At 42.9% G+C, this 16,559-nt stretch carries 13 protein-coding genes; 1 reads left to right on the forward strand and 12 read right to left on the reverse strand.

What is annotated here, in order from left to right:
- Window positions 1-4: 4 nt before the first annotated feature.
- The 12 genes from CLV93_RS14055 to CLV93_RS14110 all read right to left on the reverse strand — a co-directional run bounded on the left by CLV93_RS14055 (window position 5) and on the right by CLV93_RS14110 (window position 15,606).
- Window positions 5-1,240, reverse strand: a complete 1,236-nt coding sequence (locus CLV93_RS14055; RefSeq protein WP_106542839.1) for an MFS transporter — start codon at window positions 1,238-1,240, stop codon at window positions 5-7.
- A gap of 367 nt (window positions 1,241-1,607) precedes the next feature.
- The gene (locus tag CLV93_RS14060; protein ID WP_106542840.1) at window positions 1,608-2,336 is read right to left on the reverse strand and encodes a redoxin domain-containing protein; all 729 of its coding nucleotides are present in this window, start codon (window positions 2,334-2,336) and stop codon (window positions 1,608-1,610) included.
- 405 nt (window positions 2,337-2,741) lie between these two features.
- On the reverse strand, window positions 2,742-4,082 hold the full coding sequence (locus CLV93_RS14065; protein ID WP_106542841.1) for an APC family permease: 1,341 nt from the start codon (window positions 4,080-4,082) through the stop codon (window positions 2,742-2,744).
- A gap of 3 nt (window positions 4,083-4,085) precedes the next feature.
- Complete coding sequence (locus CLV93_RS14070; RefSeq protein ID WP_106542842.1) at window positions 4,086-4,754, reverse strand: O-methyltransferase; 669 nt, start codon at window positions 4,752-4,754, stop codon at window positions 4,086-4,088.
- 195 nt (window positions 4,755-4,949) lie between these two features.
- On the reverse strand, window positions 4,950-6,746 hold the full coding sequence (locus CLV93_RS14075) for a diflavin oxidoreductase (protein WP_106542843.1): 1,797 nt from the start codon (window positions 6,744-6,746) through the stop codon (window positions 4,950-4,952).
- Window positions 6,747-7,134: 388 nt separating this feature from the next.
- Window positions 7,135-8,286 (reverse strand): hypothetical protein, encoded by a 1,152-nt coding sequence (locus CLV93_RS14080; protein WP_146142030.1) that lies wholly within the window; start codon window positions 8,284-8,286, stop codon window positions 7,135-7,137.
- Between the two features lie 625 nt (window positions 8,287-8,911).
- Window positions 8,912-9,628: a phosphatase PAP2 family protein gene (locus CLV93_RS14085; protein ID WP_106542845.1), complete on the reverse strand. Its 717-nt coding sequence runs from the start codon at window positions 9,626-9,628 to the stop codon at window positions 8,912-8,914.
- Between the two features lie 60 nt (window positions 9,629-9,688).
- Window positions 9,689-10,654: a hypothetical protein gene (locus CLV93_RS14090; protein ID WP_106542846.1), complete on the reverse strand. Its 966-nt coding sequence runs from the start codon at window positions 10,652-10,654 to the stop codon at window positions 9,689-9,691.
- Window positions 10,655-10,722: 68 nt separating this feature from the next.
- Window positions 10,723-11,082 (reverse strand): cupin domain-containing protein, encoded by a 360-nt coding sequence (locus tag CLV93_RS14095; RefSeq protein WP_106542847.1) that lies wholly within the window; start codon window positions 11,080-11,082, stop codon window positions 10,723-10,725.
- A 53-nt stretch (window positions 11,083-11,135) separates the two neighbouring features.
- Window positions 11,136-11,723, reverse strand: coding sequence for a TetR/AcrR family transcriptional regulator (locus CLV93_RS14100; protein ID WP_106542848.1), 588 nt, complete (start codon window positions 11,721-11,723; stop codon window positions 11,136-11,138).
- Between the two features lie 155 nt (window positions 11,724-11,878).
- Window positions 11,879-14,518, reverse strand: a complete 2,640-nt coding sequence (locus CLV93_RS14105) for an alkaline phosphatase family protein (RefSeq protein ID WP_211297853.1) — start codon at window positions 14,516-14,518, stop codon at window positions 11,879-11,881.
- Window positions 14,519-14,688: 170 nt separating this feature from the next.
- Window positions 14,689-15,606 carry a DUF4412 domain-containing protein gene (locus tag CLV93_RS14110; RefSeq protein ID WP_170108955.1) on the reverse strand — a complete coding sequence of 306 codons (918 nt, stop codon included), beginning with the start codon at window positions 15,604-15,606 and terminating at the stop codon, window positions 14,689-14,691.
- A gap of 362 nt (window positions 15,607-15,968) precedes the next feature.
- Here CLV93_RS14110 and CLV93_RS14115 point away from each other — a divergent pair, with 362 nt between their 5' ends.
- Window positions 15,969-16,529, forward strand: coding sequence for a DUF4494 domain-containing protein (locus tag CLV93_RS14115; protein ID WP_106542851.1), 561 nt, complete (start codon window positions 15,969-15,971; stop codon window positions 16,527-16,529).
- Window positions 16,530-16,559 lie beyond the last annotated feature (30 nt).

A 16,559-nucleotide genomic window follows, 5' to 3' on the forward strand; every position in this document is an offset into this window, starting at 1 on the left:
ACTATTATTTCTGACAGTTAATCTTGTAAACAAAGAAGAGCGAGAACAATACAATGGCCATGAACAAATTGAAGAATACCGTGAATCCGAATTGACTGATGAGCCACCCGCCAACGATGGGAAACAAAGCGGGAATGATATTACCAGCACCGGCAAATCCTGCGTACAACGCCCGGTTATCGTTGCCCGACACTTCCAGCAATACGCCATTCATGGCAATGGAATACATAGCGTACACTACCCCGCCGATGATAAATACCGGGAAGAATGACGGTCTTCCACCAGGCAGCATGATGAGCAATGGCATCACTAGAGCCAGGATAACATTGGAATAGAGCAGATACCGGTAACGAACGTGTTTCCGGAAAGCAAATACCAGCATCGAGACAGCCACGCTGCCCAGCACTTTACTAATTAAAAAGAAGCCGGTATCGCTGCTTTCGGTACCGTAAATATCTTTTGCGTACAGAATGACAAAAGGGAGAAAACCAATGGCAATGCCTTGTGTATTGATGAAACCGAGAAAGTACTTTAACCGTGGATTGGTCTTCAGTTCCTGCTTCATTACATCAATAAACTCACGTACTCCTGATATCCGTGTTTGTGAGGGAACTGTTTCACGGATCGACCAGAATCCCAGCGAAGCGATAAACAGCGCTGCAAAACCAATGAAAAACATAAACGCATAGTTTACCGGGTATGGCCTCGACACGAGCACTTGCCGCGCTGCCAAAACCGATAACAACACGATGGTTCCATTGATGATTTGCTTGGAGGAGAAAAAAGACTTTCGGGCAACCGGTTCGATGGATTTACCCAGAATATCGGTGTAACTGATGTTGGCAAAAGCTCCTCCTAACGCGAACAACGTAATGAAAAGGAATATCATCCATAAAATGGGAAAACCACTGCCCGCTTGCCAGAAGTAAAGTATCAGGCCCAGCCCCAGCAACGAGAGTATTCGTGAGTTAATTCCCAGCAGCAGAAATTTCTTCTTGTGTGACTGATTGCTCAGGTAAGGGGCGAAAATAATCTGTGTAAAGCTGGAACCTCCGAGCAAAATAGCGGACATGATACCGACATGGACTGAATTTCCCCCGGCCTCAATCAACATGGCGGGGATTACCGTATCGATGTCCATGAAATTTTGGGCGAAAGCCAGAAACGCGGCATGCCAAAGAAAAGCGGTGAAATTATGCTGAGACGTTGTGAAGCGGTCTCCCGTAAGATTTTTTTTCATTCTGTTTAGTGCGTGGAAGAAAGAGTTTAGGTTCCTTTCTCAACACAAAAATAACAGAAAGCAGCAATTATCCGCTTGATGAGTAAAAGCCGTAAAACAAAAAGGGAGCCCGCCTATTCAGCAGGGCTCCTGGTTACACAAGGAGTGTTTTGGGTCGATACATAGCTTACCTGTAATCTCTCTACCAAGACTGTCGCAGGGATTAACTAAAATGAAATACCAAAAAGCTGTGTTGTAGAAATCACCGGATATTTTCCTGTCCTGGAAAACAAACTCCTTAAAAACCGGTATTGTCAGGGATAGTGGGAGTTTTTTGAGGGGGAAATAATGGTGAAAGTATAATTTTCACCGGTTCGGTTTAATATATTTATTCCTTTCTGAAATGCATCAGATGACCAACGTTGTAAAACCTGTCGGCAATACTTGGATTCTCCTTTAACTCCTCATCTGTATACGGAAAATAAGGAACGAGGACGTCATCACCGGGGTACCAATTGGCCGGAGTGTACACCATCTCTTTATCGGTTGTCTGGAGGGCCATAACGGTGCGTTTGATTTCGTCCATATTACGACCAATACTATGAGGATAAAAGAACACAGCGCGAACAATATTCTTTCCGTCGATAACAAACACACCGCGCGCATATTCGGAAGTACTGACAGGTCGATGCAACATTCCGTACTTCCGGGCGATAACATAGCGATTGTCTTCAATCAACGGAAAGTTGATTTTGGCCGGGGCCTGGTCTTTGTACCGAAGCTCATTCATAGCATCGACCCAATGATGGTGCTGCATGAGCGTGTCGGATGAAATCACCATCAACTTGACACCCAAATCCTCAAAATCCTTTTGCATCTGCGCCAGAACCATAATCTCCGAAGAGCAAACCGGAGTAAAATCCCGTGGATGGCTAAAGATAATCTTCCAGCTTCTCCCAAAATCGCGTGGGAAATTGATCAATCCTTGTGTTGATTGTGCCGTAAAAGACGGTGCTTTCTCCCCTATCAGAGGAATCCTTACTGAATCTTCTGCCAGCAGACTCGGAGCTGCCAGTAGAAAACAAAGGAACATTGAAAGGAACATGTACTTTTTCATAACTATTTTTATTTGGTTTAAATAACAATGAAATGTATGCTATTTTCACACCAAAAAAAATGTAGTACTCCCAAAATCGAATAATTTTGTGAAAACTTTAACATATTGATTTTCTTCTATTTATACTATAATATCGAATTTGTTTAATACAAGAAATCTCTTTAGTGAAATACGGCGGAAGGAACCAGGGATAATCACCTCTGCAAATACATATAAACTCTACAAAACGGACATTAAAAACTGAATTACAGCACATAAGAAATATCCATTCATAATTATTATTATCAATTAATTCTTTATTTATTATGTGCACCGAATAAAATAACGTGACCATAAATAGCTATATATCTGCAAAATATATTATTTACAGAAATCGGCCGCCTGGTGCGTGAAACTTTAACAGCTTCAGATTCTTTTTCTTCTGAAAAGGAAGAAGGCAGGAATTCCAATTAGAATAACCGTTATAGCCACAAAGGATTCAAAGGGGCGTTCGATAGCTGTGAGAACGAGGATACACAAGGCTGCCAAAGTATAGAAGACGGGAACGAAGGGATAGCCGGGATGCCGGTAATCGGATTGCTTCAACCTGCGTAACCGGAACACGCCTAACACAGCAATCATCGGAAAGATTCCCAGGGCAAATCCCATGAAAGTTAGTATTTGGTCGAATGTACCGGTTAAGACCATTACTACCGATACACTGCTCTGCAGAATGACAGAGCGCACCGGCACATGGTATTTGGGACTCACACGGGCTGCAAAGCGGAAAAAGTAGCCTTCTTTTGCCATGGCATAGTAAACACGTGGCCCAAGCACAATGAAAGCGCTAATGGATGAAAACAAAGCGAAGGCAATAAGAATTGATAGTATGTATTTGGCACTACTGCCAAAAAGATGGATGACAGCTGTTGCTCCAACGGTTACCTCTCCCTGAAAATTGTCGGGAGGGATGGCATATATGAAAAGTGTGTTCAACGAGAGGTACAATAAAACGACAATAAGAGTTCCGAAAATCAGCGAACGCGGTATGTTTTTCTGCGGTCGGAATGCTTCGCTTCCCAGATAGGTAGCGGCATTCCATCCGCTATAGGCGAACATAATCCAGACAAGCGAAAGACCGATACTTCGCCAACCGGGACCAACTTCTGTGCTTAGTTCCATCGAAAAATGTTCCCAACTCCCTTTTCCCCAGATAAAGCCACCCAATATTAATCCGGCAATCAATATGACTTTCAGAATAGTCAGAAAGTTTTGCCAGCGTGCACTGCTCTCTATTCCCCGGATATGAACTAATGTGAAAAGAAGAATGACTGCAACGGCGATTGCTTTAAGAAAAAACGGTTGTGAAAGAACTTGCGATACGGGCCATTCTGAAGGTATTCCCTGCACAAGATATTCGCTAAAACCAATAGCAGAAGCGGCTATCGGGGCCGAAAAGCCGACCACAAATGAAATCCAGCCGCTGAGAAATCCGGGCAACGGGTGGTAAAGTCTGGACAGAAAGACGTATTCGCCACCAGCTTCGGGCATCGCTGCACCAAGTTCGCTGTACACCAAAGCTCCGCACAAAGCAATAAAACCCCCGAATATCCACAATATGATGAGAAGATATGGGTTTCGCAGTTGAGCCATAATGAGCCCGGAAGATGTAAATATCCCGGCACCAATCATATTAGCGACCACCATACTCAATAAGGCCAACAATCCCAGTTTCCGTCGTAGCAAATGATTTTCCTGCGAAAGCACTATTTAAGGTTTTGCTGTTTTGTAACTGATGGAAACACCTCCTCCGCCATCCTCTACCGAAGTTTTAAAATTGGGGAGACTTTCGACGTAGCGGAGAAAATCGCCGGTTCCGTAATATCCGCCACTCTTGCTGATGTTGTGTGCGGTAAAACAACCACCGATTTTCAACTTTGGCGCCATCGCCTTGAAATAATTGGTGTACCAATTCTTATCGGCATCACTGAAAACAAAGTCGTATTCCCCCTTCAACTGTGGAACCAATTCCCGGGCATTCCCTAACCGGGCATCGACATAATCCGATAAGCCAGCAGCCTTAAAATTCTCGAGCGCCTCCAGGTATCTCCGTTCGTTCATTTCGAAAGTAGTCAGCTTTCCTCCGGTCTTACTCAAAGCCCAGGCAATCCATATTCCGGAATGGCCAGTGGACGTTCCTATTTCTACAGCTTTTTTATAGTTATTGTCGACAATGAGTTTGAAAAGCAGTTTTCCGTCATACCGCGGAATATTCATATCGCGCCAACTGTTCTTGTGCGCAATGAGAAACCTCTGGACTTTCCGATCCAGGTCATTCTCGGGTTCTGTGTATAAGCCCTGACCACTTAAAAGCTGGGGAACAAAAAGAGCCCCTGCAAGAAAAATAAACGCGAACCAATGCTTGAGTGGATGTTTCATTTCGGCGTTATTTAGGTTTGTTTTTCGAACCGAATTACAACAACGAATACACACTCCAATCAATCTAAATTAATTCATTTTCATGAAGATGAAAAGCCACAACTTCTATCCCTAAAAACATCGCGGCATAAAAAAAGGAGAGTCAAATGACCCTCCTTTTTCAATACCAGCACCCGGCTGGCAGCAAAATATCAATCAATAAACATCAATTTGGTATCTCTTCTGTTTCTTCAGTTCCTTCAGGAATTCTTCTGCTTTTTCAGGTTCAAGACCGCCTTCAGAAGCCACTATCGCTTTGAGTGTTTCGTGAACATCGTGTGCCATGTGGGTCTTATCACCACAAACGTAGAGATAAGCTCCTTTTTGCAGCCAATCGTACAGCTCTTTGCTCTTTTCTACCATTCGATGCTGAACGTATACTTTCTGTTCCTGGTCACGCGAGAATGCCAGTGAAAGCTCTGTCAGAACCCCTTGTTGTCTGTAGTTCTCCCAATCTTCGCGATAGAGATAATCTGTTTTCTTGTGTTGGTCGCCAAAGAACAACCACGAATCTCCATGAGCATGATCACCGTTTCGCTGCTGAATAAAGCTACGATACGGTGCAACGCCGGTACCAGCTCCCACCATGATCATCGGTGCATCCAATTCTTCCGGCATTTTAAAGCCAAGATTGCGATCGATGAAAATCGGAATCCAACTTCCTTCTTCGATCCGGTCGGTCAGGAATGTTGAACAGGTTCCCTTCCGGTCACGATCCCGGTTCCGATAACGTACCGCTACTACCGTGATGTGAACTTCATCCGGGTAAATCTTTTGGCTGGATGCAATAGAATACAAACGAGCTGACAACTCAGGCAAAACACTCACCAACTGACTGGCGGTTAGCTTGGCCGGGAAATCAATCAACATATCCAATACATCATGACCATATAAATATTCATCCAGCTTATCTTCATCAGCCAGTAAATCACCTAATGCTTCATTGTTAGTTAACTCATGATAGCTGGCCAGCATGTGACTCGTAAGAACATTTATTTCTAAACGGTTGCGCAATGCTGTTTCCAGCGGAAGCGACCAGTCTTTTAAGGCTACCTCCGTCTGGCCATCCAGACCGGTATGCTCCAGAATACCTTTCACCAATTCGGCCGGATTGTTTCCAAATACGCCCACGTTATCACCCGGCTCGTAAGTAAAACCGGAGTCAGCAATATCGAGCTCTACGTGATAAACGTCTTTCAGCGAGTCTTCGCCAGATAAACGTACTTTCCGCTTAACGCGGGAAAAGTATGGATTCTGCCACGAATAACCGGTATCCTTTGCGTTGGTATCCTCGGCTACTTCAGCCACAGGCTCACTGCCCGATGCTCCGTTAACCTCACGGACAACCTGCAATACCGTATTAATCCAATTCGCGGCATCTTCTTCATAATCTACATCGCACTTTACGATGGGCAAAATATTGTTGGCCCCCCGTTCCTTCATCACCTCATCGAAATCGACTCCAGCCTTGCAGTAGCTTTTATAAATTTTGTCGCCCAATGCCAACACAGCATAGTTTACACCATCCAGTGATGTACATTCATCGCCTCTCAGGTAGGCCAGCATATCAACCGAGTTCACCGGCGGATCGCCTTCACCATGCGTTGGAAGAATCATTAGCACATTTTGCGCATTGGCTATTTCCGGGTAGCTGTACTCTTCCATCAGGAAAATTTCCGCTTCGAAGCCTGAAGCTTCTGCAACGTCGAAAAGACGGTATGCAATATCCTCACTATGTCCCGTATGAGTTCCATACAGGATGGTCACCGAAACTTTTTTATCGTCTGAGCCTTTTTGTTGCTGCTCGGCATGCACGAAGTATTTTCCGGGAATAAAACTTTCCCCTTTTAAGTGGTTGTTTATCCAGTCCAGCTGTTTCTTCTGCTGTGTGACACTCTCAATATTCACAGCCCGAAACTCGTTTTTTATTTCCGAACCAAATGTATTACTCATAGTATCTTTAACTTGACAATTAAGGTATTGCAAGCAATAACCTTTAAAATTTTTCAGTCCTCCGGACAATCATCTAATGATGCTTATTATATATTCATCCTACTGGTTATTAACACTTTTTTACAACCAGTAATGATTCATCTCAATGTCGGGAAACCGCTTATTAATAACGCCTCAAAATTAGTGTAATATTTGTTAGAAGCATCTTTATTTAGAAAGAATTTAATCTACTGATAACAAACCACTCAAATCTCGGTTTGTTCATCACCATTCAGCCAGTTGATTCTGCCTCCGGAAAAACGATCAAGGAAGTGGATTTTATAAAAAATCAGAAGCAAAAAAAATCCGGTATAAAAACCGGATTTTTCAGTATCTATTTTAATGGATATTAATTGTCTTCCATCTTCATCTTGTCACGGAAGTAAACATTCCATGCAATGTAATTTACCAGATGTGTGGCAAACTTCATTTCATGCATAGATGTGAACAACTGGCTCATGGTGTCTCTTGTCGGACCGAGCAAGTCAGATAACAGTACAGTTGTGCTGTCGTCGAAAGTAATCTGATAATCGCGGTACTTATTGCAGAAGGTGGTGTATTCAGCATCGCTGTCATTCTCGCTGCTGTTATTGTCAACAACAGTTACCGTAGCATTCTGCTGAAGTTCTCCGCCTTTGTATACTTCCAGCGAATCAGAGCCAGCTGTGCGGGTATGCACAATCTGCACATCTCCAATCGTCAGAGAGTGTACCTTCGTGTACGTGTCAGCACCTGAGTCTTTACTCCACTTAACCATTTCGTCATAAATCGTCTGATCTCCGTCTGACAGGTTATAATCATAAAGCTTAGTGGTATCGGTTCTCTCAGCCTGCATGCTCACTGCATAGCCACTGGCGAAAGTGAATGTCGAAGAATAGCTGTATGGCTTATCCGAGCCACCCATCATCCATTCAATATCCAAATTACCAACGGCAGTATCGGAAACGGCAATGTCACTTCCAAGACTGTAATTTAAGCCACCCGGGAAAGCATATGAGTATTTATACTTTGATGTCGTAATGACAAAATTGTTTCCCAACGAATCTGTGTCCTGCTTCGTTTTGTAGAAGCAATATTCCGGATGATGAAGGGCCAATTTTTCAGGAAGTTTAATAATAAACAAGGAAGTATCAGCCGTCATTTTGAAGTGATTGTACATATACGAGCTATAACCCCAGTGCATTTCATTCAGTACAGAATCCTGGTATTCGTAAACTCCGGCTACATCAGCCAACGTGATGCTGTCTGAAAACATTTCGCCATCACTAACTGAAGCGTCTGCTGATTTCAAGTTACTGTTCCCTGAGGTAATTACTTTGTAGCCATCAGAACTACTAATATCATTCATGGCAGTACTGACCTGATCTGCACTGTTATTGATGGCTTCCTTTAATGATTGATTAGCGACGTCAGTAGCCCCTCCGCCGGAATTCTGAGTACAACTCCACATTCCCACAGCTGCCAGTGCAACAATTGCGGACAAAAATATCCTATTTTTCATAACCATAAGATTTTGTTTACAAGTGATTATTTTTTAATACAAAGGGGATTTTGCTATTAAAAAAACAGACGCATTAGTGAATAACTGACTTGCATACATTCGGGATAATGGTGGGGTTCCGGAATGACTCAAGCCTGCCAAACAAAATGCTCCGTCAATAATTCTTAAGGTTTTGAGTAGTTGCTTTCTCTAAGCAAAAATGCAAATTCCTCATTAACTTACAACGATGAAACTGCATAATTTATTACCAACCAACTGAAATTTAACGTTTTTTAACCACTAATACAAATATCTATAATTAAATATAGGTATTTATGACCGGTAATACTCACGATACTCAAATCGATTGATATTACATAATATTTATTAACGAATAAAGAAAAAGATTATTGTATATTCCGAGATATTTCATTACTTTTATGATGGTTATTGCAATTTGCCAGAATTGAATAACCGGACCAAGGCATAATCAAGTAAAAATATTTATGAAGACATTGGATCATGCTCCTAAATTCGATCCAATTTTTGCCTTTTTATTCCTTAATCCAATACGGATTGCCGGCAGCCTGCTTATCAGGCTGCCTTTTTTTATCCCACAGATAAGTTAGCAGTAAAAGTAGGACGACTATTTAAAAGGATGTATAAACATAATAACCATTACAATTACCGCTGCAAACCACAATGACCGCTCCCACCGTTGGCGTTTGTTCTTCGAAATCCGGTTAAAATAGTGCCGGATAACGGGTGCCATGTACCGGATTGTGAAATAGGCACCGATGAAACCAAGTAGATTGCCAGCCAATACATCGCCCGGGAAATGGGCTCCAAGATAAATCCGGGTATAGGATACCACAACGGTCAGCAATCCTAAAATAAAGGGCATAACCTTTCTTTTTCTGATATGCCAGGCAATCACAGTGAAGGCAGCAGCTGTAGTGGTACTGTGGCCCGATGGAAAACTATACTTGTGCAATATGTAATTCCCGACATAATGCACCATGCCCTTTCCTTCAAAAACTGTTAAAGGCCTGTCCCATTCGAAAAACACCCAATGCTTAAGGAACTGCGCAATGAAGCCGGTAATAATCACACTGGCAATGGCAACAAGCACCATATTCATATCTTTTCGCATAAAAAGCAGCAACATTAGTGCGGAAAGGAAGAATGAATCTCCCAACCATGTCAAAATCAGCATCGGGTAATCGAGCCATTTGAAATAAATGCCATTCATGACGAGAAAACTGTCATGATAGCCATAAGCGAGTAATAAAAAGCCTAATAGTATCCAAAACATTAGTAGTGGAGCAAGGAAATATTTATTATCCCAAATAAAGTTTTTCATACCAAGTTACTAGTTTGTATCTGCTTTAATTTTTTATTTCTGGTTACACTTCCTGCCTGCTTAGCGAATGCGGAAATTCGACGCCATCAGGCCAATTCTAAAAACCGATATTTCGTGATTGAAATAGATATTGTAATAATCCTGTCCGTAATAATATTCGGCGAACAATGATATATCGTTCAGTAATTTAGGATGATAAGCCATCCGAAATGAAAAATCAAATTGCTTTGATAAATCGTATCTCTTTTCCGGTGAACGATTGTCAATGATCCACGTGAAATGCATGTGGTATCTTAATTGGCTCTGATTGAAATAATTATCCGGTTTGTTTTCGTGGTAGTCGTTGCCGGAAATCAGGCTTTTAACCGCTCCCAGGTAATTCTTTAGTTCTGAGTCGAAATTGAGCCGGAAGAGACCGTAATCATCTACCAATCCTTTTGAATTGAGCAGGTGGGTTTCAAATCCAAACTTGAAATATTCCGGAACCAATTGATTGCCTCTCGACTGGTCGTCGATCAGTATCCACCCGGCCTTGACAAAATTCGTTGCAAAATTGCCGTTTTCAGTGTTGTAGGTCCCGTCAGAATTATACACCGGCCCGCTTTGCCCGTTGGAATGATGTCCGAGGGTTAAATACGAAAGCAATTCTCCTTTATATACATCAGGGTTACCCAGATTACGATACACTGTCAGGCTGGGCATATAACTCGGCGTGGTTATCGGATAGGAACGTTCATCCTTCATCCGGATAACTCCTTTGAATGAAATATCCATTGCCCATTTGCCGTCGTGTGACAAATTCACCAGGTAGTACGGAGCGATTACCGCTTCGAACAACAGCGGATTCAGGTTTCCAATTCCCTGCTTAAATGTTATATAACTAGGCGAATGGGCCATTCCGATATATTCCGACATTAATTTTTGCGGCGATGGCGATTCCTGTGCCAATACTTTTGAATTAGTCAGCATGAAAACGATTCCGGTAAAACCGAACGCAATCAGCCAGCTTTTAAACAGACTTTTCATCACACAATCTCTTCGTCCTGTTCTGTCTGGAACTTCTTATATTTTAACATTAGTTAATACTAACTAACTTACATTTCATAAAAAAAACGGTTCCGGAAATGTTCCTTCTTTTCTCCCTTTGGCACCTTAATTCCCAGCACCTGGATAGTATCGCCCACATTGCTACTGATACTATGTACCAGGTGTGCCGGACATTCGACCAACATCCCCTTGGTTCCAATCATTTTGTCTTCGGCTAACCGGATGGTAGGATTTCCTTCTACAACGTAGTAGAGCATGTCGCATGGTAGAATTTTCGGCCCCATGCTTTCGCCTGGCTGTAAATCAAACTGCAGAATTTGCAGCGATTTGTTCTCATATAGATATTGCAAGTCCACTTCTTTTCCGCTAATGGACCTGAGCCACGGATTTCGATGTACTATTTTCATCCCTGTTACTTTTAAACCAATCCATCACTTGGTTAATTCATCCAATTCTTATTTCAACATTCTTTTCTTGAAATGAGCATCAACACGTTTTCCAAAATCTTTGAGCCTTCCTCTACGAGGTTTATTTTCTGCTCAAACAACTGCCACTTCATCATCATCATCCGCATCGCGCCCATTATTATGATGGTTATTTGTGAAGAAGGAACATCATCCCGGATTTCTTTCTTCACCTGCCCCTCCTTAACGATTTCTTCCAATTTTCCTGCTACCAAAAGCGTAATGTCTCTGATTTTCTCTTTCAGATAATCTTCGCCCTGGTAAATCTCCTCGGAGGAAATAACTGAAATCAAGGCCGGATTCTTCTGCAGCCGGCTAAACTGAAATTCAAAGGCCTGCCGCAGCTTATCAAAACTTGATGAATCACTTTGCGCGATCCTGGTAATGTTCGATTCTGTTGACCCTGAAAAAAAGTCGATGATATTCACCAGGATTTCTTTCTTGTTTTTGTAATGCCGATAGATGGCCGGCTCCGAAATACCAATGGCATTCGAAAGGTTTTTGATGGTCAAACCCTGTAGGCCTTTTTCAGCAATCAGCTTGATTCCCGTGTGTATAATCTCCAACTGTCTTTCGGTATACATGATCTGTTAGTTAATACTCACTAACAAAAGTACAACACTTTTGGGAACTGAGCATACTCGATTAAATATTTTTATATAAAGTTTACGTTAACTCACTTTTCGTAAAAAAGAAAGGAGGCTAATTGCCTCCTTTACACTATATAATGTTCTTTAGATCAATCGTCATCGTCATTATCCTCCCCGGCCAATCGGGCGGGATAGGGAACTTTTCCTTTTGCACTGAACCATAAAATGCGATTCAACAGGTCATCATCTCCCCCATCGATATGATCATATTGTGGCTCCATACTGATATTGGCGTAGTGCAACGCTTTTCCTTTCAGGGAAGAAAGTGCTGCATTCATCTCGTCAAGCGGAATCTGGTTTTTCACCGATTTGTAAGGAGTGTAATCAGGTGTTTGATCGAAACAGGCATCCATTGTCGGAGCTATGGCATCCTGAATATTCATCGGTGTAAGTCCCAGTATCTGTTCAATGGTTCGAACCATTGCAGGTTGGTTATATGCTGCATGAACTGCTTCATCTTTGTGGGAATACGGACTAATAACCGTTCCTACTGTCCGGTAAGCTGAAATGTGGTCCCAACCAGTCTGACTGTCATCTTCGGTAACGAAAATAACGGTATTCGACCAGAACCGACTATGACTCAACGCCTCTACAATCTGGCCCAACGCCAGGTCATTGTCCGCAACCATAGCCCTGGGCGTTGGATATCCGGGACGAGTTCCAGCAGTGTGATCGGCCGGAAGTGCCATTACCATCAATTGCGGAAGAGAGTCTCCTTCCATGTTCTCGTACTTCTTCAAATCTTTAATGAAGGCATCAGCACGCATTACATCCGGTATCGCATGGTGGTCATATCCAGGGTAAGTTTTGCTCAAAATCGTTTTAACCGGTCCTACCGTGGTCTTATTGGTGAAATGGAATGGTTCACCATTCACAAACTTCTGATATATATCTTTCCAGCCAAGTGACTTATCGAATTCGGGAACCGCTGCTTCACCGTATATCTTTACCGATACTCCGTGTTTCATCGCGTTATCCCAAATAAATCCAGTGGGAGCATAAACCAAAGCGTCGTACTGAACATGCGGATAGCTCCGGAACCAGGCACGCACATTTTTCTCTACATAATCGGTAACAATCGATGCATCGGTCCATTGGTGCCCTTCGGCAGAACATTTTCCGGAAGCCATGTAATTGTCCATCAAGACAAAGTCGTTGACCAGGCGGTGCATATTCGGTGTAACCTTACGTCCGTATATACAAAGAGTCGAATCACCTCTGCCTTTCTTTACATCGCCTAATACCTGATCGTAGGTCCTGTTCTCTTTGATAATATAAAGAACATGCTTGAATACCGAGGGTTCTCCAATCCGGTCAGGAACCGGCTTTGGTTCGACACCTTCACGGGGCGCCAATTCAGCCATTTTAACTCTCGCCAGGTCATTTACTGCAATTACCGTATTTGTGTGCTTTTCCAGCTCTTCTTTATCCGGCATAGGAATCACTGAAACCGACGCCAGCATATGGTGCGAATTGTACGCCAGCGTTTTCTCCGGTCCCTGCTCTAATCCTACGTGTGCACCTGTCGCCTCAATATTGGTGACGTACATTTTTTTCTTGTCGGCGATGGTAATCGATGATGGATAAGCGCCTGTCGGAATAAATCCAACGACTTTACTCTTTTGGTCGAGACCACGCGCCGATGCATGTTTTCCCAAACGTACAACCGCTACAGCATTATCCATACCGTTTGCTACGTACAGGTATTTTCCGTTTTTCGATACGGTTATGCCTTCCGGCGAATCGCCCCAATATTTATTGAGGCCGGGTTGCAACCGAACCATAATGCTTTCAGTCACTTTATCGGCAACCGGATCGATAACCGACACATCATCGCTGTTGGAGTTGGTTACATATATATATTTTCCTCTCGGAGCCGCAACAATCTCATTGGGATGAAGTCCGGTTACAATTTCACGTATCAACTGACCGCTATTCGGATCGAACACCGAAATACTTCCTTCGCGGGTTGCTCCGGTATTCAATGTCACTTTCGCTTCGCCCCATGGCACACCAGATACAACGTCTTCATCTCCCAGTGGCAGTCGACCTCCCCAGTTGGTCACAAAGAGTTTGCCGTTGGCCTCAGCGATTCCATAAGGTGCGACTCCCGTATCTCTTCGCCAGATGATGTTTCCTGTCTCCAGGTCCTGCTTAACCAGTTCGTTGTTACCGTCGAGCACGACATACAGGTAGTCTCGCCCATTTTCTTTTCGAATCAATAGCTCATTAGGCAGAGCTGTCTTTGCGGGTGGTAGCGGGTCATATGAGAAATAATCTGTAATTCCGGCTTTTCCGTTTTTCCAGCTTGCCCGAATGACATACGACTTTCCTCCGCTTGTCGCTGCACTCCATAATACCTCCAGCGAATTGCCTGTTTGATGCCAAATAATACCTGAATACGTACTCATGGCCCCAGCTAACTCCGACCGTGATTTTATGGGCAATGTATCAACGATTTTATCGGTTTTTGTGTCAATAAAAACCACGCTGTACCGTTCTTCTACTGCCAGCCATTTACCATCCGGTGACAAGGCTGCATCGAGCGCATGATTTTCCAGACCTTTATCGCCAAAGTAAATCTGCTTTCCGGCGGGCCTGAGTATTCTGTTCCAGGGAAGAACATCGTTACCCGATTCATCCACTTTTTTCCCTTGCGCCACATTCTGGCTCCACGCCGGAGCAGCCATCAGGCACAACAGGACTAGCGTTAATTGTATTAGTTTCATGACAGGAATTTTGATTTATTAGGAAACTGATATATCGCTTCTTTGTTCAGGTAGTCCTCCTATTATTTCACGCTACCACTTCATACCAAGGCAAAGCAAAAAGAAAAAATCCCTACCCGAAAGCATCAGGGAGGGATTTTATCATAAAAAAAGTTAAAAATATGACAAAACTATTTCTGCTCATTCTGCCCGGACTGCGGCATTTTGAATGAGCCCATGTTCGTAATCTGGTATTGCGACATATTAAAATTCTTATCACTGTTCTTATTCACTTCTGTAACCTTTAAACTGGTGCGCTCCCCCGTTTCCTTATCCAATGAATTACTCTCCATCAGGAATCCCCAGGGCATACCGTTGGCATACATCGACGACTTGAATACCGAGGACATCAAATCACGTGTCTGCAACTTTACATCCCGCGAGATCCAGAAGTCGGCCTTATCCATTTCGTCTTCATACACGTACTCCTCGCATTTGTATCCTGCAATGTTTTTTGTCCGACCGGTTTTTTTCAGGTTGGGATTCATCGCTGACATATCTGCCGGCGCTGTCTCCATATCTGCACTGGCATTATATAATGAATCAATGTTCGTCATCAAATCAAGTCCATACACTATTCCCGTGTGTTTTCCGTCCTGATCGGAAAGAATAATGGTAGCCTTATTCTTGTAATCGAAAATGTAAATCCCTTTTCCTTTTGAATCTCCCCCCATATCTCCGCCTGCAAATTCATAAGCAAAGTTATGCCTGCCGGGATTCATAAAAGTGACCAGCGTAGCATCGCTTTCCAAAGATCCGTCCTTTTTATATGATTTAACGACCATCGTAGTAGAATACTGAAAATCATACTCTTTCTCTATCGGAACCGGTTCACCGGACATTCCCATGCTCTTCATCACACGCTGCATCCGTTGCTGTTGTCTGGCTTCCCGCGACATCTCGCCTTGCCCATTAGCTGTGCTGTCATTTTTATTACTTTCCAGCGAATCCTCTACTTTATCCAGCCCTTTGTCAATTTGTTCATCCATTTTATCTTCAGCGCGCTTCTCGGCCTTTTCCTGAGTCTTTTTCAAGGCCTTGTTAGCCATTTTTTTTAGAAAGCCCTGTGCCTGCGTTGGCTGCGAAAAACAAAGGGCTCCGGCAAGAACTAAAAGTAAAATCCATGTTTTTTTCATTGCTAAATCTCGATTTAAATTGGTTTATTTTTGGTTGAGTGTTAATAAAATTAATACTTGTTTATCTGAAAACCAACAATTAAGATAAATATATAACTATCGTCAATTATTGTGTATATCACAGAAACACTGCACCTAACGGCGCGCATATGCGACAAAAAATGGGTTAACCAACATGCTTACTGCTCATTATCCGGTAATCAAATATTTATTCATCAAAGCATACCGTGTGATGAATTGAAAAAGTTACTTTTGTTGGGTAAAATTTTGATCATATGAATACGTGGTTCGAGTGTAAAGCAAAATATGTAAAGATTGACGAAAACGGACGGGAGAAAAAGGTCAACGAAGCCTATCTTCTGGATGCTGTATCGTTTAGTGAAGCAGAAAGCCGCATTTATAAAGAGCTGGAGACGATGGTGAGTGGTGAATTCACGGTTACGAAAATTGCCAAGACCAACATCGCTGAAATTATTCCGTCGGAAGATGGTGATCGCTGGTTCAAAGCAAAAGTATCGTTCATTACTATCGATGAAGAGAAAGGTAAAGAAAAACGGACTGCGCAATACGTTCTGATTTTAGCCAAAACCGTAAGGGATGCCTACGAAAAAGTCGTTGAAAACATGCAGGGAATGATGGCTGATTTTGAAATCAACGCTGTAAACGAAAGCCCCATCATGGATGTATTCCCTTATTTTGGACAGGAAGAGGAAATCCCGGATAATCTCCGCCCGCTGAATGACGATGAGCTACTGGCATCTAATAATGAAGCAGAGGAAGACCAATCTGACGATCTGGAGCCACTCGAAGATGACGAAGAAGCAGAAGAAGAATAAAAGCTTGGCTACACAACACTGAGTTCAGAC

It is taken from the genome of Prolixibacter denitrificans, assembly GCF_003014495.1.
Taxonomy (GTDB): domain Bacteria; phylum Bacteroidota; class Bacteroidia; order Bacteroidales; family Prolixibacteraceae; genus Prolixibacter; species Prolixibacter denitrificans.